This window comes from Silvania sp. (genome assembly GCF_051656365.1).
Taxonomy (GTDB): Bacteria; Pseudomonadota; Gammaproteobacteria; order Enterobacterales; family Enterobacteriaceae; genus Enterobacter; species Enterobacter hatchlandensis.
Genome location: NZ_JBOGBT010000013.1, coordinates 15,469 through 31,471, shown reverse-complemented (window position 1 = coordinate 31,471; position 16,003 = coordinate 15,469). Strand labels below are relative to the sequence as shown.

General features: G+C 58.4%; 14 protein-coding genes. 3 read left to right on the top strand and 11 right to left on the bottom strand.

The window, feature by feature from the left end:
* Positions 1-9: 9 nt before the first annotated feature.
* The gene (gene nfsB / locus ACRDD5_RS02325; RefSeq protein ID WP_438675796.1) at positions 10-663 is read left to right on the top strand and encodes an oxygen-insensitive NAD(P)H nitroreductase; all 654 of its coding nucleotides are present in this window, start codon (positions 10-12) and stop codon (positions 661-663) included.
* A gap of 35 nt (positions 664-698) precedes the next feature.
* Here nfsB and ACRDD5_RS02320 read toward each other — a convergent pair whose 3' ends face one another.
* The 4 genes from ACRDD5_RS02320 to ACRDD5_RS02305 all read right to left on the bottom strand — a co-directional run bounded on the left by ACRDD5_RS02320 (position 699) and on the right by ACRDD5_RS02305 (position 3,336).
* Complete coding sequence (locus tag ACRDD5_RS02320; RefSeq protein ID WP_438675795.1) at positions 699-986, bottom strand: helix-turn-helix domain-containing protein; 288 nt, start codon at positions 984-986, stop codon at positions 699-701.
* Entirely contained in the window at positions 967-1,296 is a 330-nt protein-coding gene (locus ACRDD5_RS02315) for a type II toxin-antitoxin system RelE/ParE family toxin (RefSeq protein WP_438675794.1), read from the bottom strand. The genes ACRDD5_RS02320 and ACRDD5_RS02315 overlap by 20 nt, the downstream gene beginning before the upstream one ends.
* A gap of 139 nt (positions 1,297-1,435) precedes the next feature.
* On the bottom strand, positions 1,436-2,470 hold the full coding sequence (locus tag ACRDD5_RS02310; protein ID WP_438675793.1) for a DUF2157 domain-containing protein: 1,035 nt from the start codon (positions 2,468-2,470) through the stop codon (positions 1,436-1,438).
* On the bottom strand, positions 2,467-3,336 hold the full coding sequence (locus ACRDD5_RS02305; RefSeq protein WP_438675792.1) for a helix-turn-helix transcriptional regulator: 870 nt from the start codon (positions 3,334-3,336) through the stop codon (positions 2,467-2,469). Before ACRDD5_RS02305 ends, ACRDD5_RS02310 begins: the two co-directional genes overlap by 4 nt.
* A gap of 107 nt (positions 3,337-3,443) precedes the next feature.
* On the opposite strand from ACRDD5_RS02305, the gene ACRDD5_RS02300 reads away from it, so the two are divergent.
* Both ACRDD5_RS02300 and ACRDD5_RS02295 read left to right on the top strand, forming a co-directional pair.
* Positions 3,444-4,880 carry an MFS transporter gene (locus ACRDD5_RS02300; protein ID WP_438675791.1) on the top strand — a complete coding sequence of 479 codons (1,437 nt, stop codon included), beginning with the start codon at positions 3,444-3,446 and terminating at the stop codon, positions 4,878-4,880.
* A gap of 68 nt (positions 4,881-4,948) precedes the next feature.
* Positions 4,949-6,193 carry a mechanosensitive ion channel family protein gene (locus ACRDD5_RS02295; RefSeq protein ID WP_438675790.1) on the top strand — a complete coding sequence of 415 codons (1,245 nt, stop codon included), beginning with the start codon at positions 4,949-4,951 and terminating at the stop codon, positions 6,191-6,193.
* Between the two features lies 1 nt (position 6,194).
* Here ACRDD5_RS02295 and ACRDD5_RS02290 read toward each other — a convergent pair whose 3' ends face one another.
* The 7 genes from ACRDD5_RS02290 to ACRDD5_RS02260 form a co-directional block, all read right to left on the bottom strand.
* Positions 6,195-7,175 (bottom strand): LacI family DNA-binding transcriptional regulator, encoded by a 981-nt coding sequence (locus ACRDD5_RS02290; RefSeq protein ID WP_438675789.1) that lies wholly within the window; start codon positions 7,173-7,175, stop codon positions 6,195-6,197.
* Between the two features lie 75 nt (positions 7,176-7,250).
* Positions 7,251-8,393, bottom strand: coding sequence for a Gfo/Idh/MocA family protein (locus ACRDD5_RS02285; RefSeq protein WP_438675788.1), 1,143 nt, complete (start codon positions 8,391-8,393; stop codon positions 7,251-7,253).
* Entirely contained in the window at positions 8,386-9,411 is a 1,026-nt protein-coding gene (locus ACRDD5_RS02280) for a sugar phosphate isomerase/epimerase family protein (RefSeq protein ID WP_271283424.1), read from the bottom strand. The genes ACRDD5_RS02285 and ACRDD5_RS02280 overlap by 8 nt, the downstream gene beginning before the upstream one ends.
* Before the next feature lie 14 nt (positions 9,412-9,425).
* Positions 9,426-10,664, bottom strand: coding sequence for an MFS transporter (locus tag ACRDD5_RS02275; protein ID WP_438675787.1), 1,239 nt, complete (start codon positions 10,662-10,664; stop codon positions 9,426-9,428).
* 265 nt (positions 10,665-10,929) lie between these two features.
* Entirely contained in the window at positions 10,930-12,315 is a 1,386-nt protein-coding gene (gene pheP, locus ACRDD5_RS02270) for a phenylalanine transporter (protein WP_438675786.1), read from the bottom strand.
* Between the two features lie 119 nt (positions 12,316-12,434).
* Entirely contained in the window at positions 12,435-14,621 is a 2,187-nt protein-coding gene (locus tag ACRDD5_RS02265) for a TonB-dependent receptor (protein WP_438675785.1), read from the bottom strand.
* Between the two features lie 67 nt (positions 14,622-14,688).
* Entirely contained in the window at positions 14,689-15,774 is a 1,086-nt protein-coding gene (locus ACRDD5_RS02260; RefSeq protein WP_438675784.1) for a YncE family protein, read from the bottom strand.
* Positions 15,775-16,003 lie beyond the last annotated feature (229 nt).

The window sequence follows — 16,003 nt, the reverse complement described above, 5'->3', positions numbered from 1 at the left end:
GGAGTAGTTATGGATATCATTTCGGTTGCCTTAAAACGTCACTCCACTAAGGCCTTTGATCCAACAAAAAAACTGACCGCCGAGCAGGCCGAAAAAATCAAAACCCTGCTGCAGTTCAGCCCGTCCAGCACCAACTCACAGCCGTGGCACTTTATCGTTGCCAGCACCGAAGCAGGCAAAGCGCGGGTCGCCAAATCAGCGGCGGGTGGATTTGTGTTTAACGAACGCAAAATGCTGGATGCGTCTCACGTGGTGGTGTTCTGCGCTAAAACTGCAATGGACGACGCCTGGCTGGAACGCGTGGTGGATCAGGAAGAGGCCGACGGCCGTTTTGCTACCCCGGAAGCGAAAGCCGCGAACCACAAAGGCCGCACCTTTTTTGCCGACATGCACCGTGTTGATCTGCAAGACGATCATCACTGGATGGCAAAACAGGTGTACCTCAACGTCGGTAACTTCCTGCTGGGCGTAGGCGCGCTGGGTCTGGACGCGGTGCCGATCGAAGGCTTTGACGCCGCGGTGCTGGACGCCGAGTTCGGCCTGACCGAACAGGGCTTCACCAGCGTAGTAGTGGTGCCGGTTGGCCATCACAGCGTGGAAGATTTTAACGCCGCACTGCCAAAATCCCGCCTGCCGTTAAGCACCACCGTTACCGAGTGCTAATGGTTCTGTGCACGCCGTTCTGCGGCGTGCCAGAGTCAGTAAAGTAAGACCTGCGGATGTTTCACTCCACACACAAGCGCGTAGCGGGTCAGAGTATCGAGACTGGCGCGGGTGATATTGGCCTCCATTCTGGAAACAGTGGGCGCACTCACACCCATTCGCTCCGCAACCTGCGCGCGCGTCAGTCCGGCCTGCTCACGCCACTGCGCCAGCATCTGCTGTAAGCGATCTTTACGCGCTTCGGCATCGAACACTGCCTGTACGTCAGAATCGCTCAGCAACTCAGCACGTAACTCGTCCCAGTCAATTATCTTCTTGCTCATCCAACATCTCCTGTTTTCGTTTCAGTGCCAGACGGATTTCAGCAGAAGGCGTTTTCTGCGTTTTCTTGATAAATACACGCAGCAGATAAATTGTTTTTTCCCGCTGATACACATAGATCCCGCGACTATGGATCAGGCCAACAGTTCTTATTTCAAACAAACCGTGCGGTAATGGTTTGCTGTCGGGCTCCCGAAGCGCCGTTGGATTAGCGCGCAATTTATCAAGCTGACGAATCAGCTTCGCCTGTACACCTGCAGGCAGCGAGAGGATCTCTTCTCTGACTGCCTGATGAACGATGAGTCTGAACACGTTTTTTCATCCCTGAAGATATTAGCATGTAAGGCAATTTGCATTAAAGGCTAATTTTGCCTTTCGTGGTTTACCTTACACGCTTTATCCAGGCCAGAACGAAATCACCGCAATTCCCTGAAAGCGCCTCGCAAAAACCTTACTTCCCCCCACTCCCCGCATGCCAGATCCGCTCCGCATAGCGTCCTATCACCGCCAGCGATACCGCCAGCAGCAGGAAGAACAGCACCTTGTGCATGCCGTCCCAGAAGTATTCGAAGTAGCGGGTATACAGGTTGATGCCGAGAAACGTCAGGCCAAAACCGCGCAGCATGCCGTCGTCGGTTTTCAGGCTGATGTAAATACAGATTACCGCCGCCACGGCAAACAGCAGCGCCCACGGCAGTAAGGCCGCGCGGGTGGTGCCGTACCAGCTATCGATATCGTAATTGCCGAAAATCGACATGATCCACAGGGCGATAAACAGGTACATGAGCCCCGTCGCTTTACTGGTGGTGTAGAGATGCCGACGGTGCAGAATGCTTCGCAATCCCCAGCACAGCGCCAGCAGCGCACCGCCGAAGAAGATAAAGCGCACCGGGTAGTTCATCCCCAACCAGTAGGCGCCCCAGCCGGACATGTAGCCCGTTTCGGCACCCAGCCAGCTGCCGAGCGACAGCAGGAAGAACAGCCATACCAGCCCGGAACGACCAAAGTAGCCCACCAGCCCGTACACCGCACAGCCCGCCAGGAACAGCGGCGCGATATGGCCGCTGCCGTTATCCAGTCGCTCCCCCAGCTGCCACAGGGCAATAGCGGTAAACAGCACCCCGAGAAACAAAATGGCTTCGGTGCTGTAGTGCCACTGGCTTTCTTGTCGCTGGCGGCTGAACCCCCACAGATAAAACCCGACGGCCAGCAGCGCAGGCAGCCCGATACGGGCGAAGGACGAGAAGGAAATGAGATCGATAATCCACGTCATCAGCTCGCTGTCAGCGAACAGACTGCCCAGCGCAATCATGGCGCAGGCCAGTGCCGTCCAGAAGGCGTAGCGGCTCAGGCGCTGCCAGTCGAGGACGACGCGCTTAAGCGTGCCGGTGAGCCGTTGCGCATCGGCGGCGCTCAGCGCCCCCTCCTGCTCCCATTCGTCGAGTGCGCGACGGATCGTGCGTTCCTGTTTGCGGGTAACCTTCATTTTGCCTGCTCCTCCAGCCATGCCAGCGCCTTTTCTCCGGCGTCATCCACCGGCAGATAGACCAGCAGGCGCGAACCGTTGCGCGGGGCGGAATACCAGTACATCTGCTGGAGCTGAAAATCACCGAGCTGCGGATGCGAGAACAGCTTAAGCTGATTTTCCACGCCGCGCACGTCGTTACGCTGGTGCCATAGCGCTTCGAACTCAGGCGAAACGGCAAAGAAACGCGCCAGTTTAGCTTCCCACGCCGGGTCACCCCGGTGTTCGGCCATCGCCGCGCGAAAATAAGAGACAAAAATTGCGAGTACGTCATCGCGTTTACCGAGCCGGGCTCGCCACGCCGGATGGGTGAGGAAGAGGTAAATGCAGTTGCGATCTTCCGGCGGGATGTCATTGAAGTCGACCCCCATCAGATGGCCGAAGCTGTCGTTCCACGCCACGATGTCGAAGTTCGGTTTCTGGATGCTGGCGGGTTTCGGCATCAAGGTATCCAGCAGACGCCGCGTGCCCTCGCTGATGCCTTCACAGCAGGCCGCCTGCGGTGCTTCGCCCGGGGGTAACCCGGCCAGCACAAACAGGTGGCGGGCTTCGGTCGGCGAACACTGGAGCGCTTTTGCCACCGCCGTCATTACCACGCTGGACGGGTTCACGTCCCGGCCCTGCTCCAGCCAGGTGTACCAGGTCACACCCACGTCAGCCAGCATCGCCACCTCTTCCCGGCGCAGGCCAGGGGTGCGGCGGCGTCCGCTGCGCGGCAGGCCCAGGCGCTGCGGGTCGAGACTCTCCCGACGGGCGCGCAAAAACGCCCCCAGCTGCCGGCGATTCTCTTCCTGTAACGACAGGGCGGGTTCAATAATCTGCGACATAAGCCCTCCAGCAGGGTAGTGCCAATACCAGTATAAGCAGGAACTGGTACCCGTTTATAAGATAGACGATGCTACGGCTCTTAGCTGAATGACGCAATGGAGTTACCATGAATTCGTCTGCTGTTTCACCGGGTCGCGCCGGACTGATGTTGCTGTTAACCGGCCAGATGCTACCGCTGATTGATACCTCAATAACCAACGTGGCGCTGGAATCTATCACGCAATCTTTGCATGCCACCGCCACGGAACTCGAGCTAATTGTCGCCCTGTACGGCGTGGCGTTTGCCGTCTGCCTGGCGCTCGGCAGCAAGCTCGGGGATAACCTTGGCCGTCGTCGTCTGTTTATGTGGGGCGTGGCGAGCTTTGGCCTGGCCTCGCTGCTGTGCGGGATGGCAGGCAACATCGAACAACTGCTTGCCGCGCGCATCGTTCAGGGCGCGGGTGCAGCGCTGATTATGCCGCAGATCCTCGCCACCCTGCACGTGACGCTCAAAGGCTCTGCTCACGCCAAAGCCATCAGCCTGTTTGGCGGTATCGGCGGGATCGCCTTTATCGTCGGACAGATGGGCGGCGGCTGGCTGGTGTCGGCGGATATCGCCGGGCTCGGCTGGCGCAACGCCTTCTTTATTAACGTCCCCATCTGTCTGCTGGTGCTGGCGTTGAGTCCTCGCTACGTGCCGGAAACCCGCCGGGAGCTACCGTCGCGCATTGACTGGCAGGGCACTGCGTGGCTTGCAGCGATCCTGTGCTGCCTGCTGTTCCCGATGGCGCTTGGCCCGCAGTGGCACTGGTCGTGGCCGCTGAAAGCGATGCTTCTCGCCATTCTTCCGCTGGCCTTGCTGATGGCCGCCAATGCGCGCAAGAAAGAGCGTGAGAACGCCCACCCGCTGATCCCGCCGCGCTTAATGCAGCTCAGCAGCATCCGCTTTGGGGTGTTGATTGCGGTGCTGTTTTTCAGCGTGTGGTCCGGGTTTATGTTCTGCATGGCGCTGACCATGCAGACCGGTCTCGGTATGGCCCCGTGGCAGTCCGGCAACAGCTTTATCGCTCTCGGGGTGACCTATTTTATCTCGGCGTGGTTCGCCCCGCGTCTGATTGCCCGCTACAGCACCAGTAACATTTTGCTGATGGGCCTGGCAATCCAGATAACCGGCCTGCTGGCGCTGATTGTCACCTTCCGCGTCTGGGGCAACGCTAACACCGCCCTGACGCTGGCCCCGGCCACCGGGCTTGTGGGCTACGGTCAGGCGCTGATCGTGAACAGTTTTTACCGCATCGGGATGCGCGACATTCAGCCCGACGACGCCGGTGCCGCCAGCGCGATTCTGAGCACCCTCCAGCAGGCGGCGCTTGGCCTTGGTCCGGCCATTTTTGGGGCCATTTTGCTGCATGCGCTGCAAAACCATCACGGGGATTATGCCCAGGCAATCACGCTGTTCCTGGTGGTGGAAACGGTGATGATGGTCGTGCTGGCGCTCGCCACGCTGCGCATGCGCCATCGTCTCTGTCTGTCGGTGGTGAAGCCCTGCCACGCGGCAAAGTAAGCTCTTGCGAATTTGCATAATAGATCCACAGCCGCCATTATGGCGGCTGCATCAATACAGGAGACGTTATGCAGGAATTAATTGCCCAGTTAGAAGAGTCAGGCCTTGAAATTAATCACACCACCTCGCTTGTGATTATCTTTGGTATTATTTTTCTTACCGCCATCGTTATTCATTTTATTCTGCATAAAATGGTGCTGCGCGCTTTTGAAAAACGCGCCCGGGCCAGCAGCCATTTGTGGCTGCAAATCATTACCCAGAATAAGTTATTTCACCGTCTGGCCTTTACCCTGCAGGGAATTATTGTCAACGTTCAGGCGGTATTGTGGCTGCAAAAAGGCAGCGACGCCGCGCAAATCCTCACCACCTGCGCCAGGCTCTGGGTGATGGTTTACGCCCTGCTGGCGTTCTTCTCGCTGCTGGACGTGATTTTCAATCTGTCGCAAAAAATGGCCACCGCCTCGCAGCTGCCGCTGAAGGGCATTTTCCAGGGCATTAAGCTGGTGAGCGCCATTCTGGCGGGGATTCTGATTATCTCCCTGCTGATTGGTCAGTCCCCCGCTATTCTGATTAGCGGCCTGGGGGCAATGGCCGCGGTGCTGATGCTGGTGTTTAAAGACCCGATCCTTGGCCTGGTGGCCGGGATCCAGCTCTCGGCCAACGATATGCTCAAGCTCGGCGACTGGCTGGAGATGCCCAAATACGGTGCCAACGGTACGGTAACGGATATCGGCCTGACCACCGTCAAGGTGCGTAACTTTGATAACACCATCACCACCATTCCCACCTGGGCGCTGGTGTCAGACGCCTTTATCAACTGGAGCGGAATGTCAGCCTCCGGCGGGCGGCGCATTAAGCGCAGCCTGAACATTGACACCACCAGCATTCATTTTCTTGATGCCAATGAGCAGCAGCAGTTGATTCAGGCCCGGCTGTTAAAGCCCTATATGGCCGCGCGGCATGAAGAAATTACGCTATGGAATCAGCAGAATAGTGAAGGTGGATCGGCACTGAATCTGCGCAAAATGACCAATATTGGCACCTTCCGCGCCTACCTGAATGAATATCTGCGCAACCATCCGTGGATCCGCAACGATATGACCTTAATGGTGCGCCAGCTTGCGCCGGACGCCAACGGTTTACCGATTGAAATATATGCCTTTACCAATACGGTTATCTGGGCGGAATATGAAGGTATTCAGGCCGATATCTTCGACCATATTTTCGCTGTGATCGATGAATTTGGTCTGCGTATTCACCAGACGCCAACCGGGAACGATATTCGCTCCCTGGCTGGCGTGCTGGCGAAATAAGTCAGGAGCTGGCGCGTTCGATATAGCGCCAGTTCATCATCACCCGTTCGGTGGGCGCATCGGGGTTATCAATTTTATTCAGCAGCAGATCCACTGCCTTGCGTCCAATATCCCGCGACGGCTGTTCAATGGTGCTGAGCGGCGGCGAAACCAGCCCGGCCAGTTCAGTGCCATCGAATCCCACGACGGCGATATCCTCCGGCACCCGCAAACCCGCTTGTTCAATGGCACGCAGGGCTCCGGCTGCCAGCATATCCGACACGGCAAATACCGCATCCGGGCGCGGCTCGGCGGCCAACAGTCTGGTCATTGCCGCCATCCCGGCTGCGGCGCTCAGATCGCTGGCGTACTCCACCGCCTGCCAGGCAAAATCCCGCTGATGTAACACGCTTTTATAGCCGTCTTCGCGCAGGCGGGAGTACTTATAGCTCAGGTCATGATTGATTAGCGCAATGCGCTGGCGGCCCGCGTCAGCAAGACGACTGACCACATGCCGGGAAGCGTCGACATCGTTGATACCGACGCAGGATACTGCCCCGGCGTCGGCGTATTCGGCGCACTGCACCCAGGGTGCATCGCCTATCAGCGCCGCCAGTTCGTTCAGGCGGGAGAAGGCGTCCATGGTGATAATGCCGTCAACCATTTTGCCGGACAGCAGGCTCAGGCCGGAACGGGAGCGTTCGATGTCCGAGCTGGAGTTGCACAGCAGAATACGGTAGCCGTTTTTCTCCGCCTGCTCCTCAATGCCTTTCACCACTTCGGCGCAGAACGGGTTGGCAATATTGGACACCATCACCAGAATCATGGAGCTGCGCGCCGTGCGCAGCTGACGGGCCAGCAGGTTGGGCTGGTAGTTGGCCTCTTTGATGGCCTGCAAGACGCGATCGCGGTTTTTGGCTTTAACGGTATCGCTGTTATTCAACACCCGCGATACCGTCGCCACCGAGACGCCCGCAAGCCGGGCGATTTTCTGAATTGACATAGCGACGAAAAATCCTGCAATGAGCGTTCCGTGCAGGCTACCATAAATTCGCAGCCCGGCGAACCGGGCAACGGGTTAACGTTCGACGCTCACCCAGCCCTGCTGCCGATGGCTTTTCACTATTGCATCAATGATATACATCACATCTGCTCCGTCATGAAAGGTGGCAAACACCGGTTTCTCAGGCATAAAACCTGCCTGCACTGCGCGATAAAACTGCGCCATCATATTTTTGAAGGCATCAGGCCAGCCCTCAATATGCCCACCCGGGAAGTGGGCGCTGTTGGCGACGTCGCGGTTCATCAGGCTCGGATCGTCGGTCAGCGTCTGATTCGGCTGGGCACGATGCCCGACCCACAGCTGCTGGGGCACTTCCTGATCCCAGGCCACGGAGGCTTCGCTGCCGTTGACCTCCAGGCTCAGGCGGTTTTTACGCCCGGCGCTGACCTGCGAGACGTTAAAGCTGCCTTTGCTGCCGTCGTCAAAGCGGAACAATACCGAGCCAAAGTCCTCGGTGCTGACGGGCTTGTCTTCGTACACCGCCTCCTGCGCCTCGCTGAAGGTCTGGTTCCCGGCGACGTTGGACTTGCGGGTTGGCCAGACGATAGAGAGATCGGCCATCACCGCGGTAATGCGTCGCCCGGTGATAAACTGGATGGTATCGCACCAGTGGGAACCGATGTCCGCCACTGCACGCGACGCCCCGCCGAGCGCCGCATCAACCCGCCAGTTATAGTCGGTTTCCAGCAGCATCCAGTCCTGCAGATAGCTGCCGTGGGCGGCGAACAAGCGTCCGAGATCACCCGCTTCCAGCATGCTGGCCGCCTGGCGCACCATCGCAAACTGACGATAGACAAAACTGACCCCGTGGATCACCCCCGCCTGCTCCGCCAGCGCCACCAGCTCGCGCGCCTCTTCCGGGGTCATGCACAGCGGTTTTTCCGAGAACACGTGCTTCCCGGCGCGCAGGATCTGACGATTAATCTGGGCATGCAGATGGTTCGGGGTGCAGTTGTGCACCACGTGCAGATCCGGGTGCGCCAGCAGCGCCTCAACGCTGCCGTACGCGTGGGGAATGTTTAATTCTTTGGCTTTCTCTTCCGCCAGCGTCTGCGAGCCGTCGCACAGGGCGACGACCTGCACGAAACCGAGGCGGCGCAGGGCTTCGATATGCGCCGGGCCGATAAAACCACTGCCGATAATGCCGACGTTAATCATGACGCTCTCCTGCAGCAAAATCATCGAACGCCCGGGCGGATACCGGGATAATGTGGCGGGAGATAAATTCGCGTCCTTCGCGCGCGCCGGTGTCGCCATCTTTCATGCAGCACTCCCACTCCAGCACCGCCCAGCCGTCATAGTCGTACTGGGTGAGCTTGCTGAAAATGCCCTTGAAATCCACCTGCCCGTCGCCCGGCGAGCGGAAACGTCCGGCGCGGTTAATCCAGCTCTGATACCCGCCGTACACGCCGCTGCGCCCGTTAGGGCGGTATTCCGCATCTTTGACGTGAAACGCCTTGATGCGGGTATGGTAGTGGTCGATAAACGCCAGGTAATCCATCTGCTGGAGCAGCAGATGGCTGGGATCAAACAGAATATTGCAGCGGGGATGGTTATCCACTAACGCCAGAAAACGCTCAAAGGTCACGCCATCGTGCAGGTCTTCACCCGGGTGCAGTTCAAAGCAGACGTTAACGCCCTGCTCGTCGAAGAGGTCCAGAATGGGCCGCCAGCGACGGGCCAGCTCGCCAAATGCGGCTTCAAAACGCGCCTCATTGTGCGGCGGCCAGGGATACATAAACGGCCAGGCCAGCGATCCGGAGAAGGTCGCATGGGCGGTTAACCCCAGCCGGGCCGATGCCACGGCCGCCTTTTTGATGATATCGGTCGCCCACGCCTGACGGGCGGCGGGATTACCGCGCACCGCCGGTGGAGCGAAGTTATCAAAGGCCTCGTCGTAGGCCGGGTGCACGGCAACAAGCTGCCCTTCCAGATGGGTCGACAACTCGCTGATGACCAGCCCGTGCGCCGCCAGCGTACCGCGAATTTCGTCGCAGTAGGCCTGGCTTTCTGCCGCCCGCTCTACGTCAAAAATCGCTTTATGGTTGCAGGGAATTTGCAGGGCTTTGTAGCCCTTTTCCGCTGCCCAGCCTGCCAGTCCATCGAGGGTATTAAATGGCGCGTCCCCCCCGATAAACTGCGACAGAAAAATCCCCGGACCTTTAATTGTCCTCATACCACCTCCAGATATTACGCCTTGTCGTCTTCATATTTGAACGAGACAAGGAAAACGAGTGCAATCACGGCAGCAGCAACCGCCGGGATCCACCAGAAAGTGACCCATGCTTCAGGCACGGGCTGGCCGGCCACCAGACGGTTGTACAGCGCGCCGGAAATTTGTGAGCCCAGCAGCATGCCGATGCCGTAGGTGAACATCACGATCATGCTCTGCGCCTGGCCTTTCACCTTGTCGCCCGCCACGCGGTCGGTGTAGATAAAGCCCACCACAAAGAAGAAGTCGTAGCAGACGCCGTGCAGCAGGATGCCGAGATACAGCAGCACGCGGCCCTCTTCACTCACGCCCATGGCAAACATGGCGTAACGAACAAACCACGCCAGCATGCCGATCAGCAGCATGTACTTCACGCCCAGACGACGGAACAGCAGCGGGATCACCAGCATGAAGAATATTTCAGACATCTGGCCGAACGACATCGCGGTACTGACATCAGCGATACCGGCATCCGCCAGGTATGACGCGGTGTAGGCGTAGTAGGTGCCCAACGGGACCGAGATCAGCATTGCGCACAGGCAGAAAATGAAGAAGTGACGGGTTTTCAACAGGGCAAAGGCGTCGGCGCACAACAGATCGCGCATCTTCACCGGCAGGCCTTTGGCCGGGGCGGGTGTATGCGGCAGCGTCAGGCTGTAGAGTGCCAGAATAACGGAGCTGGCCGCCGCCACCTGGAAGATGGTGACGCTGGAGGCCACACCGGTGACACCGATGAAGATTCCAGCCACAATCCAGCCGATGGTGCCGAACACGCGCACCACCGGGAAGGTCTTGTCGACGTTCGCCAAGCTGTGGAAAGCGATGTTGTTGGTCAGCGCCAGAGTTGGCATATAGCAAAGCGTGTAGCCAAACAGCAGGCCAATCAGCAGGGCACCGTTTTCAGCAATCAACGCGCCCGGGACAAACCACAGGATTGCCGCGCCTGCCAGATGCATCACCGCCATCACCTTTTGCGAGGCAAAGAAGCGGTCGACCAGCATCCCAAGGACAAACGGTGACAAAATCGAGGCAATTGGCCCCGCCGAGAATGCATCGCCAATCAGCAGCGACATGTTGTGCTGGGTCATCACCAGCCCAAGCGTGACCGACCAGCTGCCCCAGATAAAGAACTGCAGGAACATCATTAAAGAGAGGCGCGGAACCAGCAGCCGATGCTGCCCCATCACCTTTCCACTACTTTCAGTTGTTGACACCATGTTGATCCCCACCCTTAAAAAGTAATCGATTACAAACCGTATCAAACATAAAGTAATCGATTACAAAATAAAGATCCTGCACGTTGATGGAGATCTGGGAAGGCGATCACGATAAAGATGAAATTCGGTGTGGAAAGGAATGGGGTGGCGGCTTCACTTACCCGGCGAACAGAGTGTTGTGCGGCCTGATGCCCTCACCCCGGCCCTCTCCCACAGGGAGAGGGTGCAAACACCAAAAACGGCAACTGGCGTTGCCGTTTTGCGTTTACCTTCTGGACAATTTAAACGCCGCAAACAGGAACACAATCCACACCGGCAGCAGGATTGCCGAAGTACGCATCCCGTCCATGGTGCACATCAGCACCAGGATCATCGCCAGGAAGGCGATACAGAGATAGTTCCCCGCCGGATAGAGCAGCGCTTTGAACTGCGTCTCGCGCCCTTTGCGCCGCATCGCCGCGCGAAAACGCAGGTGCGCCAGGCAGATCATAATCCAGTTCAGCAGCAACGTTGCCACCACCAGCGCCATCAGCAGGCCAAAGGCCTCGTGCGGCAGCAGGTAGTTAACCAGCACCACCAGCGAAGTGATCCCCCCGGAAAGCAGCAGCGAATTCACCGGCACGCCGCGACGGCTGACGCGGGTTAAGAACTTCGGTGCGTTGCCCTGCACGGACAGACCAAACAGCATTCGGCTGTTGGAGTACACGCCGCTGTTGTACACCGACAGGGACGCCACCAGAATCACGAAATTGAGTGCAGAAGCCACCAGGTTGCTGTTCATGTCGTGGAAAATCATCACGAATGGACTGCTGTCCGATTTCACTTCCACCCAGGGATAGAGCGCCAGCAGAACCACCAGCGAGCCGATGTAAAACAGCAGAATGCGGTACACCACCTGGTTAACCGCTTTCGGGATGCTTTTATGCGGATCCTGCGCTTCGGCGGCGGTAATGCCAATCAGCTCCAGCCCGCCGAACGAGAACATGATCACCGCCAGCGACAGCACCAGCCCTTTCCAGCCGGTGGCCAGGAATCCGCCGTGCTGCCACAGGTTGTCGATGCTGGCGCGCTCGCCGCCGTGGCCGGAGAACAGCAGCCAGAGGCCAAAGCCAATCATGCCGATAATCGCCAGCACTTTGATCAGCGCAAACCAGAACTCAGTCTCGCCGTACAGGCGCACGTTCACCAGATTGACGGCGTTAATGATGATGAAGAATACCGCCGCCCAGATCCAGGTCGGCACGTCCGGCAGCCAGTACTGCATGTAGATACCGGCAGCGGTCAGCTCCGCCATCCCCACCAGCACGAACATCACCCAGTAGTTCCAGCCGGAGAGGAAGCCGGCGAACGGTCCCCAGTATTTATAGGCAAAATGGGCGAAGGAGCCTGATACCGGCTCTTCAACCACCATCTCACCCAACTGGCGCATGATCAGAAACGCAATAACGCCCGCAATGGCATAACCCAGCAGCACCGCAGGCCCTGCCATCTGAATGGCAGGGCCGATGCCGAGGAACAGCCCGGTGCCGATAGCGCCCCCGAGGGCGATAAGTTGAATATGTCGGTTTTGTAAACCACGATGCAGCGTCGGAATCTGTTCCGACGAGGCTTCAGCAACACCGTTGTCTGAAGCGGATGACGCGTTTTTCACGTCTGACCCCTGTCTCTTTCTATGGAAGGGGCACCTTTTAACACTTCAGCCAGGTGGTAGCAAGTAAAGGCGCGGGTATGAAGGTGGGGCATCCTTGCCCCGGATAACGAGGGTGGAACTCAGAACTCGTAGCCGACGGAAACCTTAACGGTACGCGGCTCACCCTGGAACAGGTAAGTGCCGCTGTCATCTACGCTTGACCAGTAGTTCTCGTCGGTAACGTTCTCGATACCGGCGCGGACGGTCATCTGGTTCTGGTTATTGTTGACCGCGAAGCGGTAACGCATGCCCAGATCCAGAGTGGTGTAACTGTCGAGCTTTTTGCTGTTTGCCAGGTCCGCATACTGGGAACCGGAGTGGTTGACGCGGGCGGTGGCGGTCAGACCGTCAACAGGCTTGATGTCGTATTCCGCGCCCAGTACGGCGTAGAAGTTCGGCACGCCAATCGCATCGTTGCCCTGGTTGATCCCGTCTTTGGTTTTGGTCAGCTCCGCCTGCAGCCAGGTGGCGCTGGCGTTCAGACGCAGGCCCAGCATCGGCTCGCCGAAGACGTTCAGCTCAACGCCGCGGTTACGCTGTTCAGCATCCAGACCATAGTGTTTGTTGCTGTCGAGGATCGGCGTCGGCATTTTAATTTCAAACAGCGCCAGCGAGCCGCCAACGCGACCAAAGTCGGCCTTCAGGCCCACTTCGTTCTGCTTAGAGTGGACAATCCCGGTGCTCTGCCCGTAGTTGGTGGCGGTGTTGGGCGCGGTTTTACCCGGCTGCAGCGCTTCGGTGTGGTTCGCGTATAGGGACAGCTGCTCCCACGGTTTGTAGACCACGCCGTAGGTTGGCATCCAGCGGTCGCCGTCGAAGCTATCGCCCGCGTTTTCCAGGCCGGTGACTTTGTTATAGCCGCGGATCACCACTTTCTGATGACGGGCACCGGCGGTGAACAGCAGGCTGTCGTCCAGCACGCCCAGGGTGTCGCTCAACAGCCAGCCCTGGGTGCGGGTCCGGCCGCTGGTCAGCGGATCGCTGTAGTTGCCACCTGCGCCGTTGGAGTTGGTGCTTGGCGGCGCATTGACGCCGGTGTTGTGGTAGATGTTGGTCACCGGGTTATTCGCCGCCGCTGACATCTTCCACGCGATTTTCTCGTTTTTGGTCATCGCCGAGTAGCCGACGTTAACCTTGTGCGAAACAAATCCGGTATCAAAGTTGCCGCGAATGCCCGCCATGCCGCTCACGCTGTCGCTGATGCGGTTGGTATCCAGACGGGTGGCGGTGGCTTTACCGCTGGCGTCCACCAGCTTCGCCCCGCTGTACAGCCCCTCTTCATGGGCGTGCTGCGCACCCAGACCGGTATAGGCGGTCCAGCTGTCGGTGATGTCGTACTCGCTGCGCCACATCCCGAATTCGTTTTCGATATTGCTGTAAGCCCATTTCTGGGAGTAGTTGCGATCGTTTTTCGGCGGCTCTGGCACGAAGTTGACGCCGGAAACGTTAACCCCGGTCTCTGAACCGTGGAAGGTTTTCTTTTGATACCCCAGGTCCACGGAGGTGCGGAAGTCTTCGCCCGCGTAATCGAGACCGGTCGAGAGCAGCGTGGTGCGGCGGCGATCGTTTTCGACCGGCGCTTCGCCTTCCCGGTGAACCAGGTTAACGCGCGCGCCAAACTGGTCGCTGTCGCCAAAGCGACGACCGGCATCCAGGGTGGTGCCAATCTGCGATTCAGAGGTGTAATCGACCCCTACCTTCGCCTGCGGGGTCGCGCCCGCGTGTTTCGGCTCAAGGTTGATCATCCCGCCCACGCCGGAGCTGGCCGCGCCGTTCATCAGGGAGTTGGCGCCTTTAAAGATCTCAATGCGATCCACCATCTGGGCGTCAACCACCTGGCGCGGCAGTACGCCGGAGAGGCCGCCAAAGGTCATGTCGTCGCCATCGAACTTCAGGCCGCGAATACGGAAGCTCTCGGCGCTGTTGCCGTAGCCCTGCACGGACTGCACGCCCGCATCATTCGCCACCACGTCGGCGATGGTGCGCGCCTGCTGATCTTCCACCAGTTTGGAGGTGTAGCTGATGATATTAAACGGCACATCCATCGCATTTTGCTGACCGAGCATCCCCATGCGTCCGCCGTTTGCCACCTGCCCGTCAAGGAAGGCCGGCACCAGCTGGTCGCCGCCGGGTTTGAACGCAGTGGCGGCAGCGGACTGCACCACGATGGTGTCTTCTTTTTTGCTCTCCGCCGCCATAGCGGAAGAGGTAATGGCACCGATGGCGAGCGCCAGCAGCGTTTTGTTCATTATTCTGGTGTGGTTCATAATTAACTCGTTCAAAATCAGCGCAAAATAGCCCGTTGCCGGGCCTTAATTTTTATAGGTAATAAAATTATTTCAGGGCGATACGCACTACGCTGTCCGGCCCGTTAGTCGAGTGATCTTTGTTGAACGCCTGCTTGACGGTGACGTACAGAGTCTGACCGTCCGCCGACAGCAGCAGGCTGTTCGGGTTCGGCGGCAGATCCCAGCTCTGCTTCACGGCAAAGGTGGTGGCATCAAGGCTCAGTACTTTTCCGCTTTCGCGTTGGGTGATGTACAGCTCGTTACGCGCCGGGTTGAATTTCACCCCCATCGAGTCGCCGACATCCAGCTGCTTAATCACCTCACCGGTACGGATGTCCAGCACCAGGGTGGTTTTCGCTTTGGAGTTGTCGGTCACGAACAGGCGGCCGGTGGCTTTGTCTTCTGCCAGGTTCAGCAGCAGGGCCGGTTTGTCGCCGAGCGGCTTCCAGCGTTTTTCGATGCGGTTGCGCACGGGATCCAGCACCAGAATTTCGCCGCCGCCGTTGGCGACGTAAATGCGCTGGGTTTGCTCAGACCACATCAGGCCGGTGACCCACTGTCCGGCGTTTTTGATGGTCTTTTTCAGCTTCAGCGTTTTCGCATCCACTACCCAAACCACCGCCGGGTCGCCTACGCCACCGATGTACAGCACGTCGTTATGCAGCAGCACCTGACGCGCGCCGTACGGGTAGCCTTCTTTGTTGCGTTCGGTAAACAGCAGGCGCTGTTTCACTTTGCCGTCGGCGGTGCTGATGGCGCTGATCCCGCCGTCCAGCGAGTTGGTGGCATATACGGTGCTGCCGTCCGGGGAGATGGCGAGGGCAAAGTTTTTCAGATCCGTATGGCTGCGGCCCAGGGTTTTCAGCGTTTTCGGGTCGAGCTTGTAGACCACCCCGCCCTGCACGTCCTTAAAGCCTTCAGCGCTGGCGACGTACAGCGCATCGCCTTTCGGGCTCAGCACCATCTCATACAGGCCATCAGCGAGATCGCGCTTCACAACGTTGGTTTGCGCAGGGGCCGTTGCCGGTTTCGGCGCGTCGGCGGCAGGCGTGGTTGTCGCGGTGTGCTGAGCCGCGCAGCCGCTCAGGGAGACGGCGACGAGCAGCGCCAGGGCAGACAATTTTTTGGTCATCAGGAACATCCTTTACCGTACAAATCGAATTTGAGGAGGACGCCTGCGCCGCTTATGCGTTGCGATTAGGATTGTGATATGAGGCCGTCAGGCCATTAGCGTCCACCGTTAACACTCTGTGTTCCATGTGAGATCGACGCTCACTTAACGTGCGGGAAATATCCTTACATGCCCGCAAACACTAAAGAGAATGAGAACTATACTCATTATCTATCTGTGATCAAGTGTA